Source organism: Virgisporangium aliadipatigenens (assembly GCF_016863615.1).
GTDB lineage: Bacteria > Actinomycetota > Actinomycetes > Mycobacteriales > Micromonosporaceae > Virgisporangium > Virgisporangium aliadipatigenens.
In genome coordinates this window covers 31,136-57,188 of sequence record NZ_BOPF01000054.1, presented here as the reverse complement: position 1 = coordinate 57,188, position 26,053 = coordinate 31,136, and the positions used below count along the sequence as shown (strand labels likewise).

Genomic DNA, 26,053 nt, shown 5'->3' with positions numbered 1-26,053 from the left:
GATCCCGCGGTTCAGCACGTCCATGCAGGAGAAGGTGGGCCTGTGGGGACGTCTCGGCGCCGCCATCAGCCGCCGCCGGTGGGTGGCCACGATCGCCTCGCTCGGAGTCCTCGGCGTGCTCACCGTCGGCCTGACGGGCAACACCAGCGCCCTGCGGGAGCAGGACCAGTTCCTGTCCACGCCGGAGTCGGTCGCCGGCTTCACCACTCTCCGTCAGAACTTCCCGGAGCTCGGCGGCATGCCCATGACGATCTACACGCGGCCGGCCTACCAGGACCGGGTGCTCGACGTCGCCAAGCGCACTCCAGGTGTGGCTCAGGCCTTCCCGGGTGAGACAAGGGGTGGCTGGGTCGACATCTCCGTGTTCCCGAAGGATGAGCCGGAAACCCCCGCCGAGTACGAGACGATCAAGCGGGTGCGCGCCGCCGTGCACGCGGTGCGTGGGGCGGAGGCGATGGTCGGCGGGCCGAGTGCGGAGAACCTCGACACCGAGCTGACCACCAGGCGCGACGAGAAGCTGGTGATCCCGCTGGTGCTCGCCGTCGTCCTGATCATCCTCGGGCTGCTGCTACGCGCGATCGTGGCCCCGCTGGTCCTGATGGCCACCGTGGTCGTCTCGTTCGCCGCGGCCTTCGGTGGCAGCGTGTTCATCTTCGACACGGTCCTCGGGTTCAAGGGGATCGACTATACGGTGCCGCTGCTGGCATTCCTGTTCCTGGTGGCGCTCGGCGTGGACTACAACATCTTCCTGACCCACCGGGCCAGGGAGGAGGCCGTGCGCCTCGGCACCAGAGACGGCATGCTCAAGGCCCTGTCGGCCACCGGTGGCGTCATCACCTCGGCAGGCGTGGTTCTGGCGGCCACCTTCGCGGTCCTCGCCTCACTTCCGCTGGTGATGCTGGTCGAGGTCGGGTTCCTGGTCGCCTTCGGCGTACTGCTCGATGCCCTGCTCGTGCGGTCGGTCCTGGTGCCCGCCCTGACCCTGCTGATCGGCCGGCGGATGTGGTGGCCGAGCCAGCTGTCCGGTCCTTCGGAGCCGCCGAGCGGAAAACATGCGCTCCTCGACGAGGAGGAGTACGTGCTGCAACGGTAAGCGCGGCAGTACGGACGAGATCCGGGATGGGCCCCAGGCCCGTCCCGGATTTTCTTGGGTCCGACGGTCGCCGTCCTTCGGTCCTGCGCACGCGCCGGGACCGGGTCGGCGCATCGCGGTGCCCTGCCGCCCGGTGATGGGTCGCTTGTCCTGTGCCGTGCGTCCGGGGCCCGGGTCGGTGCATCGCGGTGTCCCGCGTCGGCGGTGAGCCGCGCGGGACCAGGTCCGAGGGTTGCGGTCCTTTGGCGCTGTGCCGTGTGGCCGGCGCCGGGGGTCGGTGCACCGCGGTGTCCTGAGTAGACGATGAGCCGCGCGGGGCCATGTCCCAGGGTTGCGGCCCTTTGGCCGTGCGCCGTGTGGCCGGATCGGCGCATGGCGGTGTGTCCGGCGTTGACGGTGAGCCCCGTGGGGGCCATGGCCGACGGCTGCGCATCGCGGTGCCCGCCTCGACGGTGAGCCGCGCGGTGCCATACCCGAGGCCCACCGGCCCTTGCCCAACGCCGGAGCGCCGGAGCGCCGGGGCGGCAGGGCGGCGGGGCGGCCGGGTCAGCGCATCGGGGAGTGCTCCCCGGCGGTGAGCTGCGCGATCGGGGCGGGCGGGCTCGCGGCCGGAAGTTCGACCCGAAGCAGCGCGCCACCGCGTGCGGAACGGGACACGGCGGCCCGGCCACCGTGGGCGTCGACGACCCGCTGCACGATCGACAGCCCCAGACCGGATCCCGGCAACCCTCGGGCGCTGTCGGCTCGGTAGAACCGGTCGAACACCCGCGGTGCATCAGCGGCGTCGATGCCCGGCCCGGCGTCGTCGACCTCGAGCACCGCCGACGCGCCCTGGGCACAGAGCCGGACCTGGATCGGCTGGTCCTCGGGGGACCACTTGCCGGCGTTGTCGATGAGGTTGAGCACCGCCCGCTGGAGCGCAGCGGGACGCCCGCTCACCCACACGGAGTTCACGTCGAGCGCGAGCTCGATGTCGGGCATGCGCGAACGCGCCCGGGTCGCGGCGGCCACCACCACGTCGGCGAGGTCGAGCAGCGCGGTGCTCTCGTCGGTGACGTCACCGCGCGCCAGGTCGGTCAGCTCCGCGGCAAGGGTGCTCAACTCGACCACCTGGGCGCCGAGATCGTTGAGCAGCCGGGTCCGGCTCTCCGCCGGCAGCGCGCTGTCCAGCGTGCCGCGCCGATCGAGCCGGATCAACAGCTCGACGTTGACGCGCAGGCTGGTGAGCGGGGTCTTGAGCTCGTGGGCGGCGTCCTCGGCGAGCAGCCGCTGGGCCTGCCGGGAGTCCCGGAGCGCGGCGAGCATGTTGTTGATCGACTGGATCAGCCGCCGGATCTCCCCACCGCCCTCGTCCGGGATGTCGGCGTCGAGGTCCCGGGTGTGCGCGACACGTACCGCGGCGGCGGTCAGCCGGTCGACCGGTGCGAGCGCGGTCCGCGCCACGGTCCGCCCGACAAGGGCGCCGCCGGCCACGCAGAGCAGCCCGATCAGCAGCATGCCGAACCCGAACTCGTTGATCGGGCTGTCGTCGGCGAGGCTCGCCACCTGGACCGCGCCGCCGCCGGCCCGCAGCGTGTAGATGAGGTAGCCCTCGGTGCCGCCGATCGACTCCATGACGTCGGCCGGCCCGCCCCGTGCCACGCGCGCGGCGCTCTTGCTGACGGGGGGCAGGGCGGGTTGGCCGGCCGGCGTCCGGGTCGAGCCGTCGGGCAGGATGACCCGCACCAGCCGACCGGATCCCGGGTACGGCCGTAGCTGGACCTGCGCCGGACCGGCGCGCTCCACGTCCGTCGCCAGGACACGGGAGTCGGCGCGTAGCTGTTCCTCGGCGGTGTCCTGCAGCTTCCGGTCCATCAGCTCGCTGGCCACCTGGAAGGCCAGGAACACGCTGACCGCGATGGCCGTCGCCGCGATCACCGTCAGCCTGGTCCGCAGGGACTGCCGGCGCCACCATCGGGTCAGCCGGCTCGGTTCCCGGCGGGCGTGCCTGCTCACGGAGGAGTCTCCCGCAACGTGTATCCCAGGCCGCGCAGCGTGTAGATCAATCGCGGTTCACCCTCGGCCTCCATCTTGCGGCGCAGGTAGCTCACGTATACCTGGAGATTGTTGGCGGTGGCGCTCATGTCGAAGCCCCAGATCGCCTCGAACAGCGCGTCGCGGGTCAGGACCCGGGTCGCGTTGCGCACGAGGACCTCCAGGAGGGAGAACTCGGTCCGGGTCAGGCGCAGCGCCCGCCCGCCCCGCCACGCCTCGAACCTGTCGGGATCGAGCCGGACGTCGGCGTACGACAGGACCTGCGACTCCTCGTCGGTCGGCGTGCGCCGGCGCAGCAGGGCCCGCACCCGGGCCAGCAACTCCTCGGTGGCGAACGGCTTGGGCAGGTAGTCGTCGGCGCCCGCGTCCAGTCCCGCCACCCGGTCGGAGACCTGGTCACGGGCGGTCAGCATCAGCACCGGCAGATCCCGACCCGCGGCCCGCAACCGCCGGCAGGCCTCCAACCCGCCGAGGCGGGGCATCATCACGTCGAGGATCAGCAGATCCAGCGTGTCACCGGCGGCCCCGTCGACCCCGTCGAGCACGGCGAGACCGTTGGCGACGGTGCTGGTGTCGTAACCCTCGACCTGGAGCACCCGCTCCAGCGACTCACGGATGGCCGCATCGTCATCCGCGATCATGATCCGCACGCCGGCCGCCCCCTTCCAGTAGATGCTTTGGCGCCCATTTTCCTTGATCAACCTGAGGTCAGGATTAGAGCGTCGCAGGGGACCGCGCTCTTACGCATACCAAAGAAATGGAGCTCATGAGCAGGGGAGGAGCGGAAGACCAGCATCGCACCCGACAACACCGCCGGGTCAAGGCCACGGCCCGTAGTCGGCCGACGCCCGAGCGCTTTAACGGTCGTCTCAGCTTCGCCTCATTGCCACGGTCCGCCGGACTGCTACCGCTGCTCCCGCGGCGGACCGCTCCGGGCCGATCCCGCTTCGCTTCGATCGGCCACTGCGCTGCCAGGTCCGCGGGCCCAAGATCATTGCCCCGCGACCGGGTGGTACCGCGGTGCCGTTCTGCGTAGCGCCGTGTCCCCCGCGGACGGAGCCGGTTACCGGGGCTGCTCGTCCCAGCGGCTCAGCTCCGCTCGGATCTCGCGTTCGTCGGCGACCCGGTCGCGTTCGTCGGCCTCGCGTTCGCGCAGATCGGCGAGGCGCTCGCGTTCGTCGGCGACGGCTGTGCGCCGGTCGGCGTCGGCGTCCCGCCGGTCGGCTCGGGCCTCCCGGTCCGCCAGTCGCTGCGATCGCAGGTCGAGGCGGCGGTCGCGGTCCTGCGCGGCGGCGTGCCCCTCGGCGGCTGCTTTGTCGTGTGCGCTCAACCGGGTCTCGAAGTTGATGTCCCGCTGGTCGGCGTCGGCGTCGCGCTGATCGGCGAGGCCGTCCCGTTCGTCGACGAGCTTTTCCCGGGCCGCCACGATTTGCATGCGGTGGGCCAGGTCGTCTGCCTCGTCGTCGCGAGCCACGCCCCCATGCTAGAGCCTTGTGCCGGCGGCAACGGTCGTTGTCGACCGGGCCGATGCCCCGCCCGTGGAGCGCCGAGGGGCGCCCACCGGATGCGGTGGGCGCCCCTGGTGCGAGTGCCTCACCTGTAGGTGACGTCGCTCCTGGTCACCTTGCAGTTGGCGTCGTTCCAGCCCTCGCCGAGGTAGGTCGGCTCGCTGCCCTTCGGAACGCCCTGGTACTTGCCGCAGACGGTCTTGCCCGTGCTCGTCGTGATCCGGGTGAGCGTGGCGGTGTCGCCCCAGTTGCTGTTGATGCCGGCGACCATCCCGACGCCGTCCAGGAGCACGTTGTCGACGATCACGTGCCGCTGGTACGAGCTGGAACAGTTGCCGCAGGCGCGATAGAGCTTGCCGCCGGTCTTGGCGTAGAACCCGGTGATCTTCACCGTGCCCTTGCCGTTGTGCTGGAAGATCTTGTCGCCGGCGGATCTGGCGCCGCCGCCGATGACGTAGGACGTCCCGCCGCTGGTGTCCTTGAACGTGGCGGCGTCCTCGCCCACGTCGTTCCACCAGACGTTCTGCAGGGTGCAGGTGCCCTCGCAGTGCACGCCGTCACCGGCGGGCGAACCGAGGATGACGTTCTTGAGCGTGGCTCCGTTCGCCAGCTTGAAGATCGGGTCCTGGCTCTCGCTGCCGCTGCCGTCGCCGGCGCAGCAGTACGTCTTCATGCCGCCGTCGAACGTGCCGGAGACCGAGATGACGCCGCTGACCGACACCGAACCGGCCGACGTCGGCCACTGGCCGGTCGGGGTGCCGCTGCCGTTGCTCGGGCCCGGGGTCGGACTCTTGGTGGGGCTGGTCGTCGGGCCGGCCGTGGGACCCGAGGTCGGGTTCGAGCTGCCGCCGGCGTACGTCTCGAACTCGGCGATGCGTGGCGCACTCGAGGCGCTGGTGATCTCGAAGGTGACCTTCTTCAGCGAGGTCGAGGAGAAGCTGACGTTGCCGGGGCTGCCGCTGCCGCTGGCGAGCACGGCACCCGAGTCGTGGTTGAGGACCCGCCAGGCGCCGATCGAGCCGCCGCCCGGAGACTCCTTGATGACGGCCGAGGAGACCGTCGTCGCGCTGCTCCATTTGACCGAGACGGAACCGGTCGAGCCGCTCGGCGCCCAGTAGGTGCCGGTGTTGCCGTCGATCACGTTGCCGTAACTGGTCCCGCCGGCCTTGCTGGAGCCGTCGGCGCCGGCACCGATGCTCAGGTTGTCTGCCGCGAAGGCGTTCGGCACCTGCAGCGCCAACACGACGCCCGCGCCCGCGAACGCGGCGGCTCCTCCGGCTGCCAGCCGGAGAGCGACTGCTCGTCTCATTCGTGCTTCACCTTTCGGAGGGGGGGGGTGAGGTCACGCGGCCCGCCTGGAACGGGAAAGCGCTTTCCTAACCGGCCGAAAATAGGCGCCGTCCGATTGCGATGCAAGAGGAAGTCTGGCTTGAGGTGATATTGCCTGAAAGGGCGAATCAGGACGGCGAAGGCCCTCGCACCGCTGGGTGGGAGGGCCTTCCGGCACAGCGGGAGTTCAGGGGGTCAGGGTGTGGATCCGGCGGGGCCGGAGCACACGGAACAGGACCGCCCCGACCAGCAGCAGCGCGGTGCCGATGCCGACGAGCCACCAGACGTTCACGCCGGTGACGGGGAGTCCACCGCCGGCCCCGGGCGCCTTCGTCGGGGACGGCGACGGCGAAGCGGACGGCGACGGCGAGGCGGCCGGCGGTTCGAGCCCGGCGAGGAACTCCTGCGGCGTGCCGACCGCCGCGGTCAGCGCCGCGAGGTAGCCCTGCGTCTGGCCCTGTGCCGACGGGTGCAGGGTGGTGCCGGCGTTGAGCCCCTCGACGCCGATGAGCCACGGCGCGGTGGAGCAGAGACCGTGTCCGGCGAACGGCTTCGTCACGTCGACGTACGTCGCGCCGGCAGCGGTGGCCTGGGCGCGGAGGGCGGCGTTCAGGCCGGTGACGGCTTTGTCGCCGAAGTCGCGCACCGTCTTGGGCAGCGGCAGCCGCGAGCAGCTCTCGGCGCCCTCGAACGGCAGCGCGTAGCCCAGGACCGCCAGCTTCGCCTTCGGTGCGGCGGTCTTCACGGCCTTGAACAGCCCGTCGAGGCGGCCGGGTAGTTCGGTGGTGAGCAGGCGTTCGATCTCGGCCAGTTTGGCCGCGCACGCCTGCGCCTGTGCCGGGTCGGCGCACAGCCGCACCGCCGAGAGCAGCGCGAGGTCGTTGCCGCCGATGGTCAGCGTGACCAGATCGGTCTTGTCGTTCAGGGCGGCGAGCTGGCCGGCCACGTCGACGGTTGTCGCACCGGCACAGGACTTCTGCGTCAGCGTGACCGCCTCGGGAGCGCCGGCCGCCCAGAGCGTCGCGTAGGCGCCCTGGCTGACCTTGCAGGTGCCGGTCTCGCCGCCCGCCCCGAGGCCGGAGGCGTAGGAGTCCCCGAGCGCCACATAGTCCACTGTGGACGCCGCCGGCGCGGCGGTGGCCGCACCCGGGGCAAGGAACGCCGCGACGACGATCGCCGTCGCGGTCAGGTATGTCGATTTCACGCGGGCAATGGTCGCGTTCAAATGTGGAGATCAGGTACCCCGACGGGTACGAACTAGTGGATCTACTGCCTGTTGGCCGGAGAACCTTGCGAATCGATCATCTCGGATACCTCCCGGGGACTCCGGTGCCTCCTTGAGGACGCCGCGAACGAGGACATTGCCCCGCCCCGATCGTTCCTCCTAGCGTCGGCGGCACATTTTTGCGACGAGGCCGAGAGGTGCGAATGGCTGCCTACTCCTACTGGCAGGGAGCCTCGGCACGCCGACCGTTCGCCTCCGGGGCGCCGCCGTCCTCGGCCGATGTCGTGGTGATCGGCGGCGGGCTGCTCGGCTCCTGCTGCGCCTACTGGCTGGCCCGTCGCGGGCGTTCGGTGCTGCTGCTCGAGCGCGACGGCGTGGCCGCGGGAGCGACCGGCCGCAACGCCGGCTTCGTCGTTCCGACCACGGCGCGGGCCTACTCGGAGGTGGTGCGCCAGCACGGACCGGCCGTGGCGCGCGCCGTCCGGCGCCTGGCCGTCGACGGCACCCGCATGTTGACCCGGGTCGTCGTCGACGAGGGTGTCGCCGCCGACCTCCGTTCGACCGATCTGATCGAACTGGCGCTGGACGGCGAGCAGGTCCGCCTGGCGAAGCGCGAGGTGGAACTCTCCGTCGCGGACGGCTTCCCGATGTCCTGGCTGGACCGGGACGACCTGGCCCACGTCATCGGAACGCCGCTCGACGACCGGATCGCCGGTGGCACCACGGTTTCCGGCGCGCTGGCCAACTCCGTGGCCGTCACCGACGGGATCATCGGTGCCGCCGGACGGCTCGGTGCCGCGGTGCACACCGGGGTCACGGTCAATGCGGTGCGGGCGACGCCCTCCGGTGTCCGCGTCGACACGAACCACGGGGTCGTGCACGCCGCCCAGGCGGTGATCGCCGTCAATGCCTGGAGCGGCGAACTGGTGCCGCGGCTGGCCGACGTGATCCGGCCGGTGCAGGGGCAGGTGATCGCCACGCCCGCGATGCCGGCGCTCTTCCCGGCCGGCATGGCGGCGCCGATCAGCGACAGCGGCGTGTACTGGCAACAGGATCCGGACGGTTCGGTGATCCTCGGCGGGTGCCGGACGGTGACCGCGCCGCCGGCCGACCCCACGGGCCAGGTGCCGCAGCCGGAGGTGCACGAGGCGCTGCTGCGGGTGCTGCCGAGCCTCTTCCCCGCGCTGGGCCCGGTGCGGTCGGCGCACTCGTGGGCGGGCGCGATGGCGTTCACGGCGGACGGGCTGCCGGTCGCCGAACGGGTCGACGAGTCGGTCTGGGCGGTGGGCGGGTTCAACGGGCACGGCATGCCGTTCGGGGCGATCGTCGCCGACCTCGTCGCCGAGTGGGTCTGCACCGGCGTGCGCGGAACGCGGCTGGCGCCGTTCGCGCTCGACCGGGCGACCCTGGGCGGGTCCTTCGCATGACCCTCGACGTCATCGGAATCGGCGCGGGACCGGCGAACCTCAGCCTCGCCGCGCTGCTCGTCGCGGAGAGCGGCGTGCGGCTGCGCCTGTTCGAGCAGCGGCCGGCCGTGAGCTGGCATCCCGGCATGCTGCTGCCGGACGCGCTGTTGCAGGTGTCGCACCTGAAGGATCTGGTGACGCCGGTCCTGCCGACCAGCCCGCACTCGTTCCTCGCGTACCTGGTGGAGCACCGGCTCTTCTACCGTTCACTGGCCGCCGGCTTCGAACGGCCGAGCCGGGCCGAGTTCGACCGGTATCTGCGCTGGGTCGCCGGGCGGCTGCCGTCGATCGAGTACCGACGGCGGGTGGAACGCGTCGACCACGACGGCACCGGTTTCGTCGTCGGCACCTCGGACGGGGAGCACCGCGCCCGTTCCCTGGTGCTGGGCTGCGGCCCGGTGCGGTTCGTGCCGGAGTGCGCGCGTGCGCACGTCGGCGAGACGGTGTTCCACACGAGCGACTACGTGTACCGGCTGCCGCAGCCGGGCCGGCGGGTCGTCGTGATCGGCGGCGGCCAGAGCGGCGCGGAGGTCTTCCTCGACCTGCTGAACCGGGGCCACCGCGACGCCACACTGATCACCCGCCGGTCGAACCTGCTGCCGCTGGACGACTCGCCGTTCACCAACGAACTTTTCACCCCGCACTACGCGATGGCGTTCCACGGACTCGACCCGGCGGCCCGACGCGCACTGCTGGCCGAGCAGGTGCTGGCCAGCGACGGCGTCTCGGCCGACCTGCTGCGCGGCATCTACCGGCGGCTGTACGAGCTGCGGGCGGAGTCGGCCGTGCGGGCGCAGCGCGAACTGGTCGACCTGCGGCCGGCCGGCCGGGGCTGGTCGCTGACCCTGCGGCACACCCGGACCGGCGCGGCGACGCACGAGACGGCCGACGTGGTGGTGCTCGCCACCGGCTACCGGCACGACCTGCCGGCGTTCCTGGAACCGCTGCGCGGGCGCATCCGGTACGAGGCCGACGGTCCGGTCGTGCGGCGCGACTTCTCCCTGGACTGGGACGGCCCCGAGGAGTCCGCGATCTTCGTGCAGAACGGCGCCCGCCACAGCCACGGCATCGCCGACCCCAACCTGAGCCTCCTCGCGTGGCGCTCCGCGGTCATCGCGAACAGCCTGCTCGGCAAGCAGTTGTACGACATCGACGACCGGCCGTCCGCCGTCACCTGGGAAGAAGCGAGGGCGTGAAGATGACAGACCCCCGGCTCACCGCGACCGGCGATCCCGACGCGCCGCCCGGCATCGGCTGGGACGTGATCGACCTGCCGGGTGCGCCGTTCACCGTGGCGCGGCTGAGCGTGGCGCCGGGCTGCACCACGCCGATCGACTCGCACGCGGTCACCGAGGTCTGGGTGGTCGCCCGGGGCAGCGGCGAACTGCGCTACGACGGCGCGGCGGGCATCCGGCTCACCGAGGGCGACGCGGTGCGCTTCGTGCCGCCGCGCACCCATCAGCTGGTCAACGACGGGACGGAGACCATGGTCGTGCACTCCGTCTACTGGCTGGACGCGCGGTGAACCACGTTCTGCTGCCGATCGCTCCGACGCCCAACGGCCGGCTGCACCTGGGGCACATCGGCGGCCCGATGCTGAAGGCGGATGTGCTCGCCCGGCACTACCGGCGGGCCGGCGAAACCGTCGCACTGGTCGGGTCGACCGACCCCTACGACTCGTATCTGTTGTTGCGCGCGCGGGAGACCGGCATGTCGCCGGAGCAGGTCGTCCGGCACTGGCACCCGCTCATCGAGGCCGACCTGCACGCCGTCGGCATCGTGCCCGACCGGTTCCTGAACTTCCTCGACGAGCCGTGGCGCCGGCGCAACCACGACGCCTGCCTGAACATCGTGCGGGAGCTGCGGGCGCAGGGACTGGTGACGGTGCGCACCGAACGGTTCCCGTACTGCGCGGGCACCGGCGCGTTCGTGACGGGCGGGTTCGTGCGGGGGCGGTGCCCGCGCTGCGACGCCGCGATCGCCGGCTACTTCTGCGAGGAGTGCGGGCACCACTTCCGGCCCGAACAGGTCACCGCCCCGCGGTGCGGGTTCGACGACTGCGTGCCGCGGGTGCGGGACGTTCCCTGTCTGTACGCGCGGCTGCCCGATCCGGAGGCGGTCCTGCGGCGGATCGCGGAGATCGGTGTGCCGCAGCTGTACGGCGGCGTCGTGCGGGAGTACCTGCGCGTGCAGGGGCCGGAACTGCGGCTGACCCACCCGGGCACCTGGGGCGTGCCGGTGCCGGTCGAGGGCAGCCCGGTGCCGCAGGTGGCGTTCACGTATGTCGTGGGTGGGCTGGCGTTCCTCACGCTCTCCGCGCGGATCGGCGCGGCGGAGCTGGGGCTGGCCGACGATGCGCCGGTGCACACCGTCACGAGTTTCGGGTTCGACAACTCGTTGCCGTTCCTCCTGGGCGGCCTGGGCCTGGCGATGGCGCTGCCCGGCCGCCGGCCGACGGACCACATGCTGCTCAACCACTTCATGACGCTCGACGGCAGCAAGTTCTCGACCAGCCGCAACCACGTGATCTGGGCCGGTGACGAGGTCGAGGAGAGCGGTGGCGACGCCGTCCGCGCCTACCTCGCCGACCGCAGCCCCGCCCGCTCGGTCACCGACTTCTCCCGCACCGGCTTCGCCGACTACCGCGACAAGGTGCTGCGCGGCCGGTGGCGCGAGGCCGTCGGGCACGCCTGGGAGGCGGGGACCGGGACCGCGCCGTCCGCGCTGACCGCACGGCTCGACGAGCTGCTGTCCGTGCAACAGCAGGCGGTCGAACCGGCGAACGACGACCTGCCGCGCTTCCTCGCCGCGGTGCAGGCCTGGGTCGACGACGGTGCGCCCGCCGGCGGGGCGGCCTGGTGGCTGCGCGGGCTGGCCCTGCTGGCCGCGCCGGTGACGCCGGAGTTCGCCGGTCGGCTCTGGCGTTCGCTCGGGCTGTCCGGGGAGCCGCGCCGCGCCGCGTCCGACGTTCCGACGATCTCGCAGGAGCAGCCGTGCGCTACGCCGTGAACGTCCCCATCTTCGACGGCTTCGCCGACCCGGGAACGGTCGCCGCGCTCGCCGTCGAGGCCGAACGGGCCGGCTGGGACGGTTTCTTCGTCGCGGATCACCTGCAGACGGACTTCGGCATCGTGCTCCCGATCGGCGACGCGTGGATCACCCTGGCGGCGGTCGCGGCGCGCACCGAACGGATGCGGATCGGCCCGATGGTCACCCCGCTGGCGCGGCGCCGGCCGTGGAAGGTGGCCCGGGAGACGGTCGCGCTCGACATGCTCGCCGGCGGGCGGCTCATCCTCGGCGCCGGGCTCGGCTATCCGCCGGAGGCCGACTTCGAACGGTTCGGCGAGGACGGCGACCCGACGGTGCGAGCGGAGAAGCTCGACGAGGCGCTGCACATCATCGCCGGGCTGTGGAGCGGTGCGGAGTTCGCGTACGAGGGCAGGCACTTCCGGCTGGGGCCGGTCACCTTCGAGCCGCGGCCGGTGCAGCGGCCCCGGATCCCCGTGTGGGTCGGCGGGATCTGGCCGAGGCCGCGCCCGTTCCGCCGGGCGGCCCGCTGGGACGGGGTCGCGCCGATGGGCGAGGGGCTGCACTACACCGAGATGATGAGCCCGAAGGACATCCGCGCCGTGGCGGACTTCGTGGCGCGGCACCGGCCGGGCGATGAGCCGTTCGACCTCATGCACTGGGGAGTGACCCCGAACGGCCGGGCCGGCGCGGTGATGGACGAGTACGCGGACGCCGGCGCGACCTGGTGGATGGAGACGCTGGACCCGTGGTCGAACGGCTGGACGGGATCCGGCCCCTGGCCGCTGGAACGCATGACCGAGCGCGTGACGCGCGGACCGAGGGGCTGAACGCATGCCGCTGCAAGGGTTGGTCGACGGCTACCACGATCGCGCGACGCGCGGTCTCGGCACCCGCGACCTGGGCGCCCACCGGGTCAAGGCGTACGTGATCGAGGCGCGTGGCCGCCGGGTCGACCCGGAGCACGCGGAGGCTGCGCTGGCGCTCGCGGCCGAGCAGCTGGCCGGCCACGCCGACAGCACCGGCCTCGCCGTCGTGATCCTGCACGCCGGCGAGGACGGCGACTACCTGATCGTGCGGTCCTGGGCGGCCGACTACCAGACCCGGCAGAGCATCCTCGTCGGCCCGCCCTCGGCGCCGGAACGGATACGCCCGGCCCCGGCCGGCGTCGGGCCCTGCGTCTGGGAACTGGCGGTCCTGGCGCGCGAGCGTGCCGCCTACGTCGACCGGGTGCTGCGCGGCACCGGCCCGCTCGAGGAGCGCCTCGCGGCGTGGGCGGCGGAATCCCCCTGGCTCACGGCGACCCCGATGCGCGGCACGCACGTCCTCCTCGAACCGCTCGACCCCGCGCACGCGGCCGGCCTGCTGGCCGCCACCGCCGACGACGAGGTGTGGCGGCACCTGCACCTGAACCGGCCGGCGGACGAGGCCGGGATGGCCGCGATCATCGCCGGCGCGCTGCGGGAGCAGGAGGCCGGCGGGCGGGTGCCCTGGGTGCTGCGCGCCGCGGGCACCGGCGCGATCGTCGGCACCACCTCGTACTACGACCTGAGCGAGGGCCGCGGAACGCTCGCCATCGGGCACACGATCGTCGGCCGCCCCTGGTGGCGCACCGGCGTCAACACCGAGGCGAAGCTGCTGTTGCTGGGGCGGGCGTTCGACGAGCTGGGGGGCGGAGCGCGTCGAGTGGCACGTCGACACCGAGAACGAGCGCTCCCAGCGGGCGGTCGAGCGGCTGGGCGCCACCCGTGAGGGCGTCATCCGCCACCACCACCGGCGCCAGTCCGGCGGGGCGCGCCGCGACATGGTGCTCTACGGGATGCTCGCGGCGGAGTGGCCGCGGGCCCGCGCCCGCCTGACCGCCTGAGCGCTTCGTGCGCCTCACGAGAATAACGGCGAACGGCGTTGACCCTCCCGCGTCGCGGCGGACAGCATGGGCGCACCCGCGACTGCAGTGGAGGTCATCGATGAATGCCGACTCCTCGCTTCCCGTGGACCCCGAGACGTTTCCCGCGGACTTCGAGACGTTTCTCGTGGACTTCGAGACCGCCGAGGTCATCACGCCGATGATCTACCCGCCGCAGCCGACGCTCGCGGTGACCGGGACCAAACCCGACCTGGTCACCGAGGTCACCCTCCGGCCGCTCGCCTATGTCGAACGGCCGGAGTACTGGGGCATCGAGGTCACCGGCACGCGACCGGGCGGGCCGCACCCGATGCAGCCGATCGCGAACGTTCCCTACGCGGTGCAGCTGCGCGTCGACGACGTCATCGGCACCGCCGGCATCGAGGTGATCGGCGCGAACGGCTCCGAGCGGATCGACGTCGCACACGCATCCGAGGATCAGGCGCAGCGGTAGCCGCGTCAGTTCGCGGACGGGCCGTGCAGTCGCGCGGTAAACGCCGCCAGCCCCGGCCAGCCGGCGCGGTGCAGCACGTACACCACGCTCTGCTCGGCGTCGACGGCGTTCGGGTCCACCGGCACCGTCCCGGCGGGGGCCGCCACGAAGCCGAGCCGTTCCAGCATGCGCACCGAGGGGGTGTTCCACCGGTAGACCGACACGGCCACCCGCTCGAGTGTCGGGTCGGCGAACTCCCGCTCGACCATTGCCGCGAGGGACGCCGTGGCGAAGCCGACGCCACCCCGCACGCCGGGAGCGTTGATGCAACCGCCGGTCAACGTGTGCGGATCGGCCCGCCCCCCGAAGGCGAAGGTGGCCGGCGAGCCGTCGGGGCCGTACGTCACGTACGTGGTGAGCGCACCGCCGGTCGCCGCGTCAACGAACTGGTCGAGGCTCAGGTCCAGCGCACCGTCCGGACCGGCGTGCCCGAGCACACCGGTCCGGACGATCTCCGCCAAGCGCTCCGCGTTCACGAACAGGCGGACCAACTCGGCGTCGCCGGGCCCGACAGGGTGCACGGTCAGATCGCGTGGGAGGACGCGTCCGGCGTGGGAACCGTCAGGCATCGGTTACCGTCTCAGCAGTTCGCCAGGCGGCTGAGCGCCACGATGGCGCCGGCCGTGGGTGCGATGGACTGATCGATCATCAGCTCCCCGATCTCGTCCGCCCGGTCGGTGTCGCCGACGAGGTCGGCGAGCAGGTCGTCGGAGATTTCCGAGGCGGTGCTCTCAAGTTCCAGCACAGTCGACATTTCTCCTCCTCCTTCGTTCGTTCTACGGATGTTCATTGCCCGCGACCGGCGCTCCGGCGGGTCGCAGTCTCGGGGGCAGCTCGGGCACGCCTGCCTCGGCGAACGGCGGGAGCCCGAGCCCGCTGCGCCGTTCGTCGATGTGGTCCGGGTCCTCGACCGGCAGGGGCCGCCACCGCGTGCCGACCCGGTGGAACTGCGTGCCGTAGCGCTGCGGCCGGCCGCGGTGCATGAGGACGCGGTCGACCAGGTAGGCGACCTGCCAGGCGGGTGCGTCACCGCCGTCGACGGCCTCGATCAGCAGATCCAGCGCCTGGCGTTGGAACGCGAGGTCGGCGTCGGCGTGCAGGGTCAGCAGCCAGGCGTCCTTGCCGCCCTGGTCCCCGACGAGGCGCAGCCCGGGCCAGCCGTGTGCCCGGATGACCTGCCGCAGCCAGGCGGTGTTCTCGCGGTCGTTGGCCCGGATCGCCGCGGAGTCCCCGTCGGCGCGGGCGCGCTGGTCGCGTTCGACCCGGCGGCGCAGTTCCGCGGCGATGCTCTCCACTCAGTCCTCCGCGTCCGTCAGGTCGAACAGGCCGAGCCCGGGCCGTTCGACCGAACAGGCGTGGCCGGCGAAGCCGGCGAGGTCGGCGGTGCCGAACGCGGGTTCGGCGGGCGGGGTCCAGTCGCCGCGCTGCCAGGCGTTGACCGCGGCGGCCAGGTCGACCCGCGTGCCGAGGTGGTGACCCACCACGCTGACGTGCTTGCGGACGAGGCTGTGATGCACGGCGTTCCAGTCGGCGTCGGAGGCCCGGCCCGCGTCGCCGCAGACGACGTACCGGCCGCCGAGTCCCAGGAGCGGGATCGCCGCGGCCAGCCGGGCCGTCCCACCGGGGTCGATCACGGCGTCCAGCCCCTTGGCCGCCAGGGCGTACCGGCGCGCTTCGCGGTCGAGCGAGTCGACCACCTCGTCCACACCCTCGATCTCCCGGGGGAACGGCATGAGCGCCAGCACCCGCACCCGATCCGCGACGAGCGCGCTGACCAGGGCGGAGCCGTGTGCCGTGTGAGCGTCGCAGACCAGCGCGCTCTCCCCGGACGACAGCGCCAGCCGCCGAACGACCGCGAAGGCGGCCTGCCCGGTCACCGCGACGGCGGCGGCGATCCGGTCCGGCATCTCGGGCGGCACCGCGAAGAGCGCCCGCGCGGGCAGGCGCAGGTACCGGCGGGAGGCGGTGAGCGTGGGGAGGCCCTCGGAGCCGGTGTCCGGCGGCGGGGGCCACTCGGCGCACGGCACCACCCGGTCACCGGTCCGCAGCGTGCGCACCGCCGCGCCGACGGCCACGACCTCGCCGACGAAGCGCGAGCCGATGCCCCGGGCGGCTCCGGCGAGGCGCCTGCCGTCGTCGGGCAGCACCGCTACGTCCCGTTCCGTCAGCCCGAACGTCTCCACCCGCACCAGCACGTGGTCGCGGTTGTAGTCGGCGTCGGCGGCGAACCGGATCCGGGGCACGTTCGCGAGCCCGAACCGGACTGTCCGGTCGCCGACCCGGGTGCTCACGCAGTACCGCCACCCGGCCGGCGCCGGCGTGGCGCCGGTGTCGGCCAGCACCGCGGTCATCGTGGTCGGCGGGGTCATCGCGTTCCGGCCTCTCCCGCCGCCATCCGTTGGATGTGTTCGATCAGCGCCAGCGGCGGTACGCAGCCCCCGTCGGACTCGGAAAGGTCGGAGACCGCGAGCCCGCGCACCGGACCGGCGAAGTGGAACCCGTCCTCGGCGAGCGTCGCCGCGACCCGCCGGTACGGTCCGCGGCGCACCGCCGTGCCGGAGATCGACGGCGCGACGAGCACCGGTGCCTCCGTCGAGATCGCGATCGCGCTGGCGACGTCGTTCGTGATGCCGGCGGCGCACCGGGCGAGGAAGCTCAGCGTCGCCGGCCAGACGACCACGAGGTCGGCCCACTTCGCCCAGGTGACGTGCAGCGGCCCGGCCTCCGGCGCCACCGCCCACTGGCTGGGCACGACCGGCCGGGCCGTCACGGCTGCCACCGCCGCCGGGGCCACCAGCCGGCTGGCCGAATCGGTGAGACACACCGCCAGTTCGACCTCGTACGTGGCGCGCAGGTGGGAGAGCACCATCGGCAGTTCCATGATCGAGGGCGCGCCGGTGCCGATGAACAGCAGGTGTTCCAGGCCCAACGGTGTTCGGCTCACGGGGCTCCCCCCATCGCGCGGGCCGTGTGGGACAGTGCCCGGCCCAACGCCTCGAACTCCGCGGCGATCCCCCCGGTGCGATGGGCGTCCACGAGCCGGGTCGCCCAGCCGTATCCGCTGCTCGTCGCGGCGGAGTGCGCGGCGTCCGGAACGTAGGCGCCGATGCCCCGCTCGACGTTCCACGCGAAGCCGGCGACCCGTGGGTCGCGTAGCTCGTCGGGGAGCGCCGCACGCACCAGGCTCAGCAGGCGGGGCAGGTCGGCCGGTCGCGCGTAGGCGATGACGCAGTCCGCGCGGGCGTTCGAGCGGGTCGAGGTGGTGCACTTGACGTGCGCGACGAGGCCGGCGTCGGCGACGGTGCGGACCAGGGCGAGCCATCCGTCGAACGTGTGCTCGGCTTTGACGTTCACATAGATGCGGGCGAGTCCGGGCTCGGCGGGGGCGAGGGTGCCCGACCAGATCAGCCAGCGACCCTCCTGGGCCAGCCCCACGGCCGGGACCCGCACGACGGACCCCTCCTCCACCCGAACGCCGCGCGGGGCAAGGATCCTGATGCCGGCGGCGTCGACCAGCACGGCCCGCCCATCCGGTGCGGCGCCGCCCGACCCGAACCCCCGGTGCGCCACGCGGTGCCCGGCCAGGGCGGCGGTGGCGCGTTTCAGCTGCTCGGCCACCCGGTCGCGGTCGGACCAGTCGTCGTCGCCGTCGAGCCGGCAGTGCACCCGGCGGTACACCCGACGGATCAGTGCGTTCCGGTCGCCGGGCGGGGTCGACCCGCAGACCTCGGCGAACGTCCCAGCGATCTGGGTGACCGCCAGCACGCTCGACACGTCCGTGCGGCCCGGCACGGCGGGCTCGTGCGGGCGGCTCGGCACGGCGGGCTTGTTCGAGTGGCTCAGCACGGCGGGCCTGCCGGTGCCGCGAGGAGGGTTGCGAGGCGGCCCGGGTGGCGGAGCAGCGCGCCGCCGATCTCGGTGAACAGGACCGTGGCGCGGTCGTACGGCCCCACCGCCGGGCGGGTCACCGCGTGCGTGAGCAGCGCCAGACCGGTCAGCGCGCCGAGCAGCGCGGTGCGTGGCGCGACCCCGCCGGCGGCGGCGTACCCGTCGAGGACGGCCGTGAGGTCGCGGCGGGCGGCGCGGAGGATCCTGTTGACGGTGGCGCGCAGGGCCGGCCCGTCGGAGTCGTCGGCGGTGCCGGCGGCCAGCCGTCCGGCGATCATCGACGCGGCGAGCGCGGCCAGGTCCACCTCGGGCCGGCCGGTGCCGCTGGCCTCCCAGTCGACGAGTTGCGGCACGCCGTCGCGCGGATCTTCGGGCCGCGCGGCGGAGCCCTCGTCGGGGCGCGGATCGGGGCGCGCGGCGACGCAGAAGTTGTCGGTCCGCGCGTCGCCGTGGCACCACGCGGTCCCCGCCAGCGCGGCACGCGACGCCGCACGCGCCGCGCGGTCCAGGGCGGCGTCGCGGTGCAGGGCCCCGAGGACCCGCCGCTGGCCGGCGGAGAGGCCGAGGTACACGGCGAAGCCGATCGGCTCGGTCGCGGCGGGGCCCAGCCGCACCGGCCGGTCGAACGGGCAGGGCCGGGCGTGCAGGCTCGCGAGGACTCCGCCGGCGGCGGCCGCCAGCGCGGGCCGCGTGCCCAGTAGGGCGTCGAGGCGCGGCCCGGGAACGCGCACCAGGACGGGACGCCCGCCCTCCACGCCGGCCACCGGCGGCGCCAGCGGCAGCCCGAGCGGTCCGGCCACTCCCGCCGCGGCCCGCGCCGCCTCGACCTCGAACCCCTTCACGTCACCGAGACTCGTCTCGACCTGTGATCACTTGCTAGTTCACAAGCTGTCCATTCGTGCCCAGGAGCGCTCGATGACCGGTTCGCCGGTCCGGCGGATCTCCGGGGGTTGCGGGCCGAAAGCCCTGGTGGGCACCTATGCGGAGAAGCGCTCGAAGAGCGGGAGCCGGAACATCGCGTACGTGAACTTGCTGGTGATTCGCCCGGTGGCGTCGAAGTGGAAGACGTCCACGCCGTGCCACTGGAGGCGCCCGCCGTAGCGCAGCCGGGCGAACATCCGCATCGGCAGCGACGCGCGCCGGCCGTGCTCGCCGGTCAGGTCGAGCCGGCAGGCCCAGCGGATCACGACCCGCCGCTGCGGCTCGTCGACGATCTTGTCGTACACGTCGAAGTACATGGCGCCGTAGCGCCCGGCGAACAGCGGCGCGAATTCCTCGCGGATGGCCGCCACGCCGCGCCGTTCGGGTTTGCGGCCGGGCAGGTAGACGGCGTCGGGAGCGAAGAACGCCAGCACCTTGTCGAGGTCCGGGGCGGGCTCGTTGAACGCCGCCACGAAGGCGTCGACGGTGCTGCTGAGATCCGTGTCGATGTTCGGCATGGCGGCGAAGTTAACAGAACAGCGTCTCCTTAACAAGAGATCGCTGTTCTGTTAGGCGTTGGATATGGTGAACCCGCTATGGAAACGCCGTTCCGGCGCGCCCGGCGCCCGGATCAGAAGGACCAGCGGCGCGAGGCGATCGTCACCGCCGCCCGCCGACTCGCGGAGCGTTCCGGGGTGGCCCGGGTCAGCCTCGGCGACATCGCGACCGAGGTCGGCCTCGCCAAGTCCAACGTGCTGCGCTACTTCGGCACGCGCGAGGAGATCTACCTGCACCTGACGATGCGCACCGGCACCGACTGGGCGGAGGCCGTCACCGCGGGGCTGCCCCACGCGCGCGGCATCCCGGCGATGTCCGGCGTGCTCGCGGACGCGTTCGTGGACCGGCCGCTGTACTGCGACCTCACCACGCACGCCGAGACCATGCTGGAGCACAACGTCTCCGTCGCGGCGCTGAAGGTGTTCAAGGAGTGGGCCATCGGCATGTACTGGCAGGTCGGCCGGGGCATCTCGAGCACGTGCCCGGAGCTTTCCGCCGAGGACGGCGCGGCGCTCGTGATGGCCGCCAGCGCGTTCGTGGCGAAGCTCTTCCCGCTGACCCGGCCGCCCGAGGCGCTGCGGGAGCTGTACGCCCGCGAACCGACGATCGCGCGGGCGTTCCCGCCGTTTCGGCCGACGCTCACGCGGATGGTTGCCGCCACCGCCGCAGGGATACCGCTGTCCCGCTGACGCTACAGCGGGGCGCGCAGGCTGACGCTCGACGGTGCGAAGCCGTGCCGGGCGTAGAACCGTTGCGCGCCTTCGTTCGCCGCGTACGCCGTGACGCCGGCGCGCACCGCCCCGCGCTCGCGCGCCCACGCGAAGAACGCGGCGACCAACCGGCCGCCGACACCGCTGCCCCGCGCCGGTGGCGCCACGCGGATGCTCTCCAACGAGGCCACCTTCGTGCCCGGGCGGAGCACATCCGGTTCCATCACACGCCCGACCAGGTGACCGAGGACCGCATCCCCGTCGCGGGCGATGAGCGGGACGGCGTCGAGGTCGTCGAGCAGCGCGGTGAAGTAGGCGTCGCCGCCGCGCGCGGCCCACTCCGGATCCCCGTAGGGATCGTGGATCTGGAGGTCCTCGTGGAACAGTCCGTCCACAGAGGACAGGAAAGCGGCGCGATCGGATTCGGTGGCGACGGTGACGATGAGTTCTCCCATGTCCGACGAGCCTAGGATCACCGGCGTGGATCGGAGGTCGGTGGCGGTCGACGCCGTGTGCGCCGCCGGCTACGTGGGCCTGCTGGTGCTGCTGCGGCACGACGACCCCGTGGCGGTCGGGCTCGTGGCGGCGACCGGGCTGCCGGTGGCCGTTCGGCGGGTGTGGCCGGTGCCGGTCCTGGCCGTCGTGGTGGTCGCGTCGGCCGTGGCCGTGTCGTACGGGGCGGTGCGGGATCCGTTCGTGGCGGTGGCGTTCGCGCTGTACGCGGTCGCGCTGACCAGCCGGTGGCGGGTGTGGCGGCCGGCGGCGGTCGCCGTCGTGCTCGTCGTGGCCACCGCCGTCGGGACCGCGCCGGTCGAGCTGTCGGTGCGGTGGTGGTGGAGCGGGCCCGGGTTCGTCGTGGTCGGGCTGGCGTTGACGACGGGTTCGTGGGCGCTCGGCGGTGCCGTGCGCGAGCAGCGTGCGACCGCACTCCAGTTCTCGCGGGAACTGGCTGAGCAGGCCGTCGTCCGCGAGCGCCTGCGCATCGCGCGGGAACTCCACGACGTCGTCGCCCACAGCATCGGGGTGATCACCGTGAAGGCCGGCGTCGTCAACCACGTGCTCGGCGACGGGATCCCGGGCGAGGCGGGCGAGGCGCTGCGGGTCATCGAGGCGACCGGCCGGGAGGCGCTGGCGGAGATGAAGCACATGCTCGGGGTGCTGCGCGACGACCCGCCCGAGATCGCGGGGCTCGTGCGCAACGCCGAAGCCGCCGGGCTGCGCGTCACCGTACGGGCGGACGAGGTGCCGGAACCGTTGCGGCCGACCGTGTACCGCATCGTGCAGGAGTCCCTGACGAACGCCGCCAAGCACGCCGCCCCCGCCCACTGCGCGGTCACCGTGGCGGCCACGGCGGGGGAGATCCTCGTCGAGGTGCGCGACGACGGCACCGCCGCGGCACAGTCCACACAGGACGGTCACGGGCTCCTCGGCATCCGCGAACGGGCCGCCGCCCACGGCGGAACCTGCGAGGCCGGGCCGATGCCCGACGGCGGATTCCGCGTCACGGTAAGGCTGCCGGCGTGACCGACGACGTGCGTGTGCTCGTGGCGGACGATCAGGCGCTGCTGCGGGGCAGTTTCACGTTCCTCATCGACCATGAACCGGGGATGACGGTCGTGGGGGAGGCGGGGACCGGGCACGCGGCGGTGGCCACGGCTCGGGCGGAACGCCCGGACGTCGTCCTGATGGACGTGCGGATGCCGGACCTCGACGGCATCGAGGCGACCCGGCGGATCTGCGCCGACCCGGCGACGGCCGGGGTGCGGGTGCTGATCCTGACGATGTTCGACCTGGACGCCTACGTGTACGCGGCGCTGCGCGCCGGGGCGAGCGGCTTCCTGCTGAAGACGGCTCCGCCGGCGGACCTGCTGGCGGCGATCCGCGTCGTGGCGGCCGGGGAGGCGCTGCTCGCCCCGTCGGTGACCCGCCGGCTGGTGGACACGTTCGTGCGCGGGAGCGCCGCTCCGCGGCCGGCTGCGGCACCACTGGAACGCCTCACCGACCGCGAACGCGAGATCCTCATGCTGATCGCCACCGGCCTGTCGAACGCGGAGATCGCCGAGGCGCTGCACCTGACGGTCGCGACGGTGAAGTCCCACGTGAGCCGGCTCCTGACGAAGCTCGACGCCCGGGACCGGATCCGCCTGGTGATCCTCGCCCACGAGGCCGGCCTGGTCTGATCACCCGCCGCCGGCGGGTAGCGGGCGAGGGCGGCTCAGTCGCGGCGGGACGCTACCGCCGAAGCCGTCGCGACCGCGAGCACCAGCAGCGCCACCGCCACCGCCGCGTGTCCGGCCAGACGCCCGGGCGGGATCCCGGCGTTCAGCCCGCGCACGACCGGGCCCACCGGCGGCACCGCGTTGGCGATCAGCAGGAACCCGTCGAGCAGCAGCGCGAGCACGACCGCGTAGCCCGTGCGCGGCACGACCGGCCGCGAACAGAGCAGCCCCGCCGCGATCCCGGTCACCGCGCAGATCCCCTGGGCGGTGGCGCCGATCGCGACGTCCGCGGCCGTGACGGTGTGGGTTCCGGCGACGATCGGGAACACCAGTCCCACGGCGGTGAGGGCCGCGGAGAAGACGAGCGCCGCGAGCACGTGGGCGACGAAGACCCGCGGGAGGCCGCCGGCGGCGACGGCGGTCATCGCCCGCTGGGTCTGCGACTCGGTGTTCACCTGCACGGCGGTGAGCCAGGTCAGGCAGACGAACAGCGTCATCGCGCACGCCGCGTACGAGCCCGTCAGGGGGCCGAGGTCGTTCATCGTCAGGACCACCACCGCCGACGCCCACAGGATCAGCGGCGGCAGGTACGCCTGACCGTGCACCGTCATGGACAGCGTGTAGCGCACGAGTGCGGTCACCGCCGCACCCCGCGCACCGACCAGCCCTCGTGCAGCGCCACGGCGAGGAGTTCGTCGCAGCGGGCGCCGTCGACCCGGATCCGCACCACGCCGCCGTCGCGGTGCGCCTCGAACACCCCCGGCATGCCGCGCCACGGCGGCGGCCCGGAGCCGGCCAGGTCGACGACGGCGGTGTCCACTGTGGACGTTCGGGCGACGAGCCGGCCGCCGTCGATGTGGTGCACCACGGTCGCGGTCGCCTCGAGCACCGCCTCCCGGTGGTCGGTGAGGACGACCGTGCCGCCCGCGCCGGCCACGTCGGCGATGAGCTCCCGCAGCGTCGCGTGCGCCGAGGCGTCGAGGCCGCTCCAGGGTTCGTCCAGTACCAAGAGCTCCGGTGGAACGACCAGAGCCTGCGCCAGCGCCACCTTCTGCGCGTTGCCCTTGGACAGGTCGCGCAGCCGGGTCGCGTCGCCGCCCACGAGTGCGAGCCGGTCGAGGAGTTCGCCGGCGCGGCGGCGGGCCCGATGCGTGTCGAGGCCCCGGATCCGGCCGTGGTGCGTGAGGTAGTCGCGGGCGGAGACGCGCTGCTGCGCCGGGAAGCGTTCGGGCACCCAGCCGACGGGTGCGGGCCGGCCGGTGACCGTGCCGGTGCTGGGTCGCGACACCCCGGCGACGATGCGCAGGAGGGTGGACTTGCCGGAGCCGTTCCCCCCGGTGACGGCGACGATGTCGCGAGGCCGCAGGGTCAGGTCGACGCCGCGCAGGACGGCCGGGCGGCCCGGGTAGCGCTTGCCCACGCCGCGCAGTTCGATCATGGGAACGACCCTGCCGCATCGGGCGGGCCCGCACATCCGTCCCGGGAATTCAGTCCTCAGGCGAAGATCGCGGCCGGGGTGCCGGTGTACCAGACGTTCTCGATCCGCATGGAGCGCACCACCCAGCGCGAACCGTCCCGAACAAGTGCGACGTCGTAGAGGTTCTTCAGCAGGGCGTGTACGGCGTGGTCGGCGCTCAACAGGTGCTGGGCCTCCACGAGGGCGGTGAGCCGGGCGGCGTCGCCGTCGAGGCGCACGCGCGGGTTGGTGACCACGTGCGTGGTGTCGACCCGCCCGGCGAACCTGCCGAGGATCGTGTCGACGATCGCGTCCCGGCCGGTCATCAGCGGCACCTCGGCTCCCCAGCGGGCGGCCGCCGGCCGGAAGTCGAGCGTGGCGTCGACCGCGAACGCCGACGCGAACAGGTCGCGGTCGCGCAGGTCCTGCCCGAGCCCGAAGCGGTACAGGGCGTCGACCACTTCGACGCGGTCGCGCAGCTCTTCGGCGGAGGCCGTGGCGAGTGCGCGTTCGGATGTGACGTACATGCCTCCACGGTCGTGCCGCCGGCGGCGCGGATCAACGGCCGTCCCTGCAACGATCGTGAAGCCGGGCTTGACGATCGACGGGGGTGGAGATGGAACGGCAGGAGCTGGAGGCGTTCCTGGTGCTGGCGCGGGAGCTGCACTTCGGCCGCACGGCGGCGCACCTGGGCCTGACGACGGCGCGGGTCAGCCAGCTCGTGCGCGCCCTCGAACGCCGCGTCGGCGTGCCGCTGTTCGTGCGCACCAGTCGCCGGGTGGCGCTGACGTCGACCGGCCGGCGGCTGGAGGAGGACCTGCGCCCGGCGTATCAGCAGATCAGGGCCGGCCTGGCGAGGGCGGTCGCCGACGGGCGTGGCCTCACCGGAGAGCTGCGCGTCGGGTTCGTCGGCGCGGCGGCGGGACAGTTGGCGATGCGGGCGGGGGAGGCGTTCCGGCGCCGGTACCGGGACTGCGCGGTGCGGCTGCGCGAGGTACACATCGGCGGCGCCGCGGAACGTCTCGCCGACGAGTCGGACGACGGGATCGACCTGCTGCTGGGCTGTTTCCCGATCGAGGGCCCGGGCCTCACCGCCGGCCCCGTGCTCCTGTCCGAACGGCGGATGCTGGCCGTGTCGGTGCGGCACCCGTGGGCGCGGCGGGGTGCCGTGTCCGTGGCCGAGCTGACCGGTCAACCGATGGTCGATGCGCCGTGCTCGGTGGGCCCGACCGCAAACGGCCCACGGGCGGAGACCTTCCAGGAGGTGCTCACGCTGGTCGGTGCCGGCCGGGGCGCGTTCGTCGTCGGCGCCCACGCGGCCGAATTCCACGCCCGTCCCGACGTCATCTATGTCCCGCTGCGCGACGCGCCCCCACTGGAGTGGGGTCCGGTGTGGCGCACGACCCGCGCCACCGCCCGCGTGCGCGCATTCATCGACGCGGGAACTTTCTCCGCCCGGGAAACGACTGAATGACAGGCGTCAATTCCTCGGGAGGAAAAATGGAGCGCAGGACCCTGCTGGGCGCGGCCGCCGCGGCACCGCTGACCGGCCCGGCCGTCGCCGCCGCGTCGAACCGGAGCGCCGGCCGGCCGCTGCGCGTGCAGGTCGTCATGTTCGACGGCGCGGAGGAGCAGGACTACACCGCCCCGTACGAGGTGTTCTCGCTCGCCGGCCGGCTCAGCGGCGGCGCCGCGCGGGTCTCCTACGTGACGGCCACCGGCCCGCGCGTGGTGACGGCGAGCTGGGGCACCAGGGTCGAGGTGGCGAACGGCTGGGCGCCGCGCGAGGCGGATCTGCTGGTGGTGCCCGGCGGCGGCTTCGGCCGGCCGAACGAACCCGGCATCTGGGCCGAGATCAACGAGGGAACGCTGCCGCGCCTGCTCGCCGCCGCCGCCCCGCGGCGGGGCCTGACCGTCTCGTCGCTGTGCACCGGCGCGATCGTCCTGGCCGCCGCCGGCCTGACGAGCGGCCGCCCCTGCACCACGCACACGGGTGCCAAGGCGGAACTGGCCCGCCGGGGCGGCGTCGTCAAGGACGCGCGCGTGGTGGACGACCGCGATCTGGTGACCGCCGCGGGTGTCACGTCGGGACTCGAACTGGCGCTGCACCTGGTACGTCGAGAACTCGGCGCGGACGTCGCGATCGCCTGCGAGAACGTCCTTGAGTACGAAAGCCGTGGCATTGTGTGGACGTCGTGAGGGTCGTTCCTTAACGGACTC

Annotated in this window: 30 protein-coding genes; 13 read left to right on the top strand and 17 right to left on the bottom strand. The window is 73.1% G+C overall.

What is annotated here, in order from left to right:
• A partial coding sequence (locus Val02_RS43310) for an MMPL family transporter (RefSeq protein ID WP_203905192.1) occupies nucleotides 1-1,093 on the top strand: 1,093 nt, incomplete at its 5' end.
• 546 nt (nucleotides 1,094-1,639) lie between these two features.
• On the opposite strand, the gene Val02_RS43305 is transcribed toward Val02_RS43310, so the two are convergent.
• The 5 genes from Val02_RS43305 to Val02_RS43285 form a co-directional block, all read right to left on the bottom strand.
• Nucleotides 1,640-3,088, bottom strand: coding sequence for a HAMP domain-containing sensor histidine kinase (locus Val02_RS43305; protein ID WP_203905191.1), 1,449 nt, complete (start codon nucleotides 3,086-3,088; stop codon nucleotides 1,640-1,642).
• On the bottom strand, nucleotides 3,085-3,768 hold the full coding sequence (locus tag Val02_RS43300; protein WP_203905190.1) for a response regulator transcription factor: 684 nt from the start codon (nucleotides 3,766-3,768) through the stop codon (nucleotides 3,085-3,087). The genes Val02_RS43305 and Val02_RS43300 overlap by 4 nt, the downstream gene beginning before the upstream one ends.
• Nucleotides 3,769-4,190: 422 nt before the next feature.
• Nucleotides 4,191-4,601 (bottom strand): hypothetical protein, encoded by a 411-nt coding sequence (locus Val02_RS43295; protein ID WP_203905189.1) that lies wholly within the window; start codon nucleotides 4,599-4,601, stop codon nucleotides 4,191-4,193.
• 119 nt (nucleotides 4,602-4,720) lie between these two features.
• On the bottom strand, nucleotides 4,721-5,944 hold the full coding sequence (locus tag Val02_RS43290) for a pectate lyase (RefSeq protein ID WP_203905188.1): 1,224 nt from the start codon (nucleotides 5,942-5,944) through the stop codon (nucleotides 4,721-4,723).
• A 207-nt stretch (nucleotides 5,945-6,151) separates the two neighbouring features.
• Entirely contained in the window at nucleotides 6,152-7,168 is a 1,017-nt protein-coding gene (locus Val02_RS43285) for an SGNH/GDSL hydrolase family protein (RefSeq protein ID WP_203905187.1), read from the bottom strand.
• A 224-nt stretch (nucleotides 7,169-7,392) separates the two neighbouring features.
• Between Val02_RS43285 and Val02_RS43280 the strand changes: the two genes are divergently transcribed.
• From Val02_RS43280 to Val02_RS43250, 7 genes are all read left to right on the top strand, one after another.
• Nucleotides 7,393-8,616: an NAD(P)/FAD-dependent oxidoreductase gene (locus Val02_RS43280; protein ID WP_203905186.1), complete on the top strand. Its 1,224-nt coding sequence runs from the start codon at nucleotides 7,393-7,395 to the stop codon at nucleotides 8,614-8,616.
• The gene (locus Val02_RS43275) at nucleotides 8,613-9,851 is read left to right on the top strand and encodes a lysine N(6)-hydroxylase/L-ornithine N(5)-oxygenase family protein (RefSeq protein ID WP_203905185.1); all 1,239 of its coding nucleotides are present in this window, start codon (nucleotides 8,613-8,615) and stop codon (nucleotides 9,849-9,851) included. Before Val02_RS43280 ends, Val02_RS43275 begins: the two co-directional genes overlap by 4 nt.
• Before the next feature lie 2 nt (nucleotides 9,852-9,853).
• Entirely contained in the window at nucleotides 9,854-10,180 is a 327-nt protein-coding gene (locus Val02_RS43270) for a cupin domain-containing protein (protein ID WP_239153779.1), read from the top strand.
• Nucleotides 10,177-11,664, top strand: a complete 1,488-nt coding sequence (locus Val02_RS43265; protein ID WP_203905183.1) for a class I tRNA ligase family protein — start codon at nucleotides 10,177-10,179, stop codon at nucleotides 11,662-11,664. The genes Val02_RS43270 and Val02_RS43265 overlap by 4 nt, the downstream gene beginning before the upstream one ends.
• Complete coding sequence (locus Val02_RS43260) at nucleotides 11,649-12,512, top strand: LLM class flavin-dependent oxidoreductase (RefSeq protein WP_203905182.1); 864 nt, start codon at nucleotides 11,649-11,651, stop codon at nucleotides 12,510-12,512. Before Val02_RS43265 ends, Val02_RS43260 begins: the two co-directional genes overlap by 16 nt.
• A 4-nt stretch (nucleotides 12,513-12,516) precedes the next feature.
• On the top strand, nucleotides 12,517-13,434 hold the full coding sequence (locus tag Val02_RS43255; protein ID WP_239153778.1) for a GNAT family N-acetyltransferase: 918 nt from the start codon (nucleotides 12,517-12,519) through the stop codon (nucleotides 13,432-13,434).
• A gap of 215 nt (nucleotides 13,435-13,649) precedes the next feature.
• Complete coding sequence (locus Val02_RS43250; protein ID WP_203905181.1) at nucleotides 13,650-14,042, top strand: hypothetical protein; 393 nt, start codon at nucleotides 13,650-13,652, stop codon at nucleotides 14,040-14,042.
• Nucleotides 14,043-14,047: 5 nt separating this feature from the next.
• Here the strand turns inward: Val02_RS43250 and Val02_RS43245 are convergent, their stop codons facing one another.
• The 8 genes from Val02_RS43245 to Val02_RS43210 all read right to left on the bottom strand — a co-directional run bounded on the left by Val02_RS43245 (nucleotide 14,048) and on the right by Val02_RS43210 (nucleotide 19,408).
• Nucleotides 14,048-14,602 (bottom strand): GNAT family N-acetyltransferase, encoded by a 555-nt coding sequence (locus Val02_RS43245; protein ID WP_203905180.1) that lies wholly within the window; start codon nucleotides 14,600-14,602, stop codon nucleotides 14,048-14,050.
• Nucleotides 14,603-14,661: 59 nt separating this feature from the next.
• Complete coding sequence (locus tag Val02_RS43240; protein WP_203905179.1) at nucleotides 14,662-14,835, bottom strand: hypothetical protein; 174 nt, start codon at nucleotides 14,833-14,835, stop codon at nucleotides 14,662-14,664.
• Between the two features lie 22 nt (nucleotides 14,836-14,857).
• Nucleotides 14,858-15,376, bottom strand: coding sequence for a DUF6624 domain-containing protein (locus tag Val02_RS43235; protein WP_203905178.1), 519 nt, complete (start codon nucleotides 15,374-15,376; stop codon nucleotides 14,858-14,860).
• Nucleotides 15,377-16,450, bottom strand: a complete 1,074-nt coding sequence (locus Val02_RS43230) for an MDR/zinc-dependent alcohol dehydrogenase-like family protein (protein ID WP_203905177.1) — start codon at nucleotides 16,448-16,450, stop codon at nucleotides 15,377-15,379. It abuts the gene before it with no gap.
• Nucleotides 16,447-17,025 (bottom strand): flavoprotein, encoded by a 579-nt coding sequence (locus Val02_RS43225; RefSeq protein WP_203905176.1) that lies wholly within the window; start codon nucleotides 17,023-17,025, stop codon nucleotides 16,447-16,449. The genes Val02_RS43230 and Val02_RS43225 overlap by 4 nt, the downstream gene beginning before the upstream one ends.
• Nucleotides 17,022-17,927, bottom strand: coding sequence for a T3SS effector HopA1 family protein (locus tag Val02_RS43220; RefSeq protein ID WP_203905175.1), 906 nt, complete (start codon nucleotides 17,925-17,927; stop codon nucleotides 17,022-17,024). The genes Val02_RS43225 and Val02_RS43220 overlap by 4 nt, the downstream gene beginning before the upstream one ends.
• The gene (locus Val02_RS43215; protein WP_203905174.1) at nucleotides 17,921-18,811 is read right to left on the bottom strand and encodes a phosphotransferase; all 891 of its coding nucleotides are present in this window, start codon (nucleotides 18,809-18,811) and stop codon (nucleotides 17,921-17,923) included. Before Val02_RS43215 ends, Val02_RS43220 begins: the two co-directional genes overlap by 7 nt.
• 135 nt (nucleotides 18,812-18,946) lie before the next feature.
• Nucleotides 18,947-19,408 carry a YybH family protein gene (locus Val02_RS43210; protein ID WP_203905173.1) on the bottom strand — a complete coding sequence of 154 codons (462 nt, stop codon included), beginning with the start codon at nucleotides 19,406-19,408 and terminating at the stop codon, nucleotides 18,947-18,949.
• Nucleotides 19,409-19,486: 78 nt separating this feature from the next.
• Between Val02_RS43210 and Val02_RS43205 the strand changes: the two genes are divergently transcribed.
• Nucleotides 19,487-20,137, top strand: a complete 651-nt coding sequence (locus Val02_RS43205) for a TetR/AcrR family transcriptional regulator (RefSeq protein WP_203905172.1) — start codon at nucleotides 19,487-19,489, stop codon at nucleotides 20,135-20,137.
• A 2-nt stretch (nucleotides 20,138-20,139) separates the two neighbouring features.
• Here the strand turns inward: Val02_RS43205 and Val02_RS43200 are convergent, their stop codons facing one another.
• Nucleotides 20,140-20,613: a GNAT family N-acetyltransferase gene (locus tag Val02_RS43200; protein WP_203905171.1), complete on the bottom strand. Its 474-nt coding sequence runs from the start codon at nucleotides 20,611-20,613 to the stop codon at nucleotides 20,140-20,142.
• 25 nt (nucleotides 20,614-20,638) lie between these two features.
• Between Val02_RS43200 and Val02_RS43195 the strand changes: the two genes are divergently transcribed.
• Entirely contained in the window at nucleotides 20,639-21,682 is a 1,044-nt protein-coding gene (locus Val02_RS43195; protein WP_203905170.1) for a sensor histidine kinase, read from the top strand.
• Nucleotides 21,679-22,338 carry a response regulator gene (locus tag Val02_RS43190; protein ID WP_203905169.1) on the top strand — a complete coding sequence of 220 codons (660 nt, stop codon included), beginning with the start codon at nucleotides 21,679-21,681 and terminating at the stop codon, nucleotides 22,336-22,338. The genes Val02_RS43195 and Val02_RS43190 overlap by 4 nt, the downstream gene beginning before the upstream one ends.
• A gap of 35 nt (nucleotides 22,339-22,373) precedes the next feature.
• Here the strand turns inward: Val02_RS43190 and Val02_RS43185 are convergent, their stop codons facing one another.
• From Val02_RS43185 to Val02_RS43175, 3 genes are read right to left on the bottom strand one after another with little or no spacing between them, the layout of a single operon-like run.
• The gene (locus Val02_RS43185) at nucleotides 22,374-23,018 is read right to left on the bottom strand and encodes a hypothetical protein (RefSeq protein ID WP_203905168.1); all 645 of its coding nucleotides are present in this window, start codon (nucleotides 23,016-23,018) and stop codon (nucleotides 22,374-22,376) included.
• Complete coding sequence (locus Val02_RS43180; protein WP_203905167.1) at nucleotides 23,015-23,815, bottom strand: ATP-binding cassette domain-containing protein; 801 nt, start codon at nucleotides 23,813-23,815, stop codon at nucleotides 23,015-23,017. Before Val02_RS43180 ends, Val02_RS43185 begins: the two co-directional genes overlap by 4 nt.
• Before the next feature lie 56 nt (nucleotides 23,816-23,871).
• Complete coding sequence (locus Val02_RS43175; protein WP_203905166.1) at nucleotides 23,872-24,360, bottom strand: nuclear transport factor 2 family protein; 489 nt, start codon at nucleotides 24,358-24,360, stop codon at nucleotides 23,872-23,874.
• 89 nt (nucleotides 24,361-24,449) lie between these two features.
• Here Val02_RS43175 and Val02_RS43170 point away from each other — a divergent pair, with 89 nt between their 5' ends.
• Both Val02_RS43170 and Val02_RS43165 read left to right on the top strand, forming a co-directional pair.
• Nucleotides 24,450-25,307 (top strand): LysR family transcriptional regulator, encoded by an 858-nt coding sequence (locus Val02_RS43170; protein WP_203905165.1) that lies wholly within the window; start codon nucleotides 24,450-24,452, stop codon nucleotides 25,305-25,307.
• A gap of 26 nt (nucleotides 25,308-25,333) precedes the next feature.
• Nucleotides 25,334-26,032 carry a DJ-1/PfpI family protein gene (locus Val02_RS43165; RefSeq protein WP_203905164.1) on the top strand — a complete coding sequence of 233 codons (699 nt, stop codon included), beginning with the start codon at nucleotides 25,334-25,336 and terminating at the stop codon, nucleotides 26,030-26,032.
• Nucleotides 26,033-26,053: the final 21 nt, after the last annotated feature.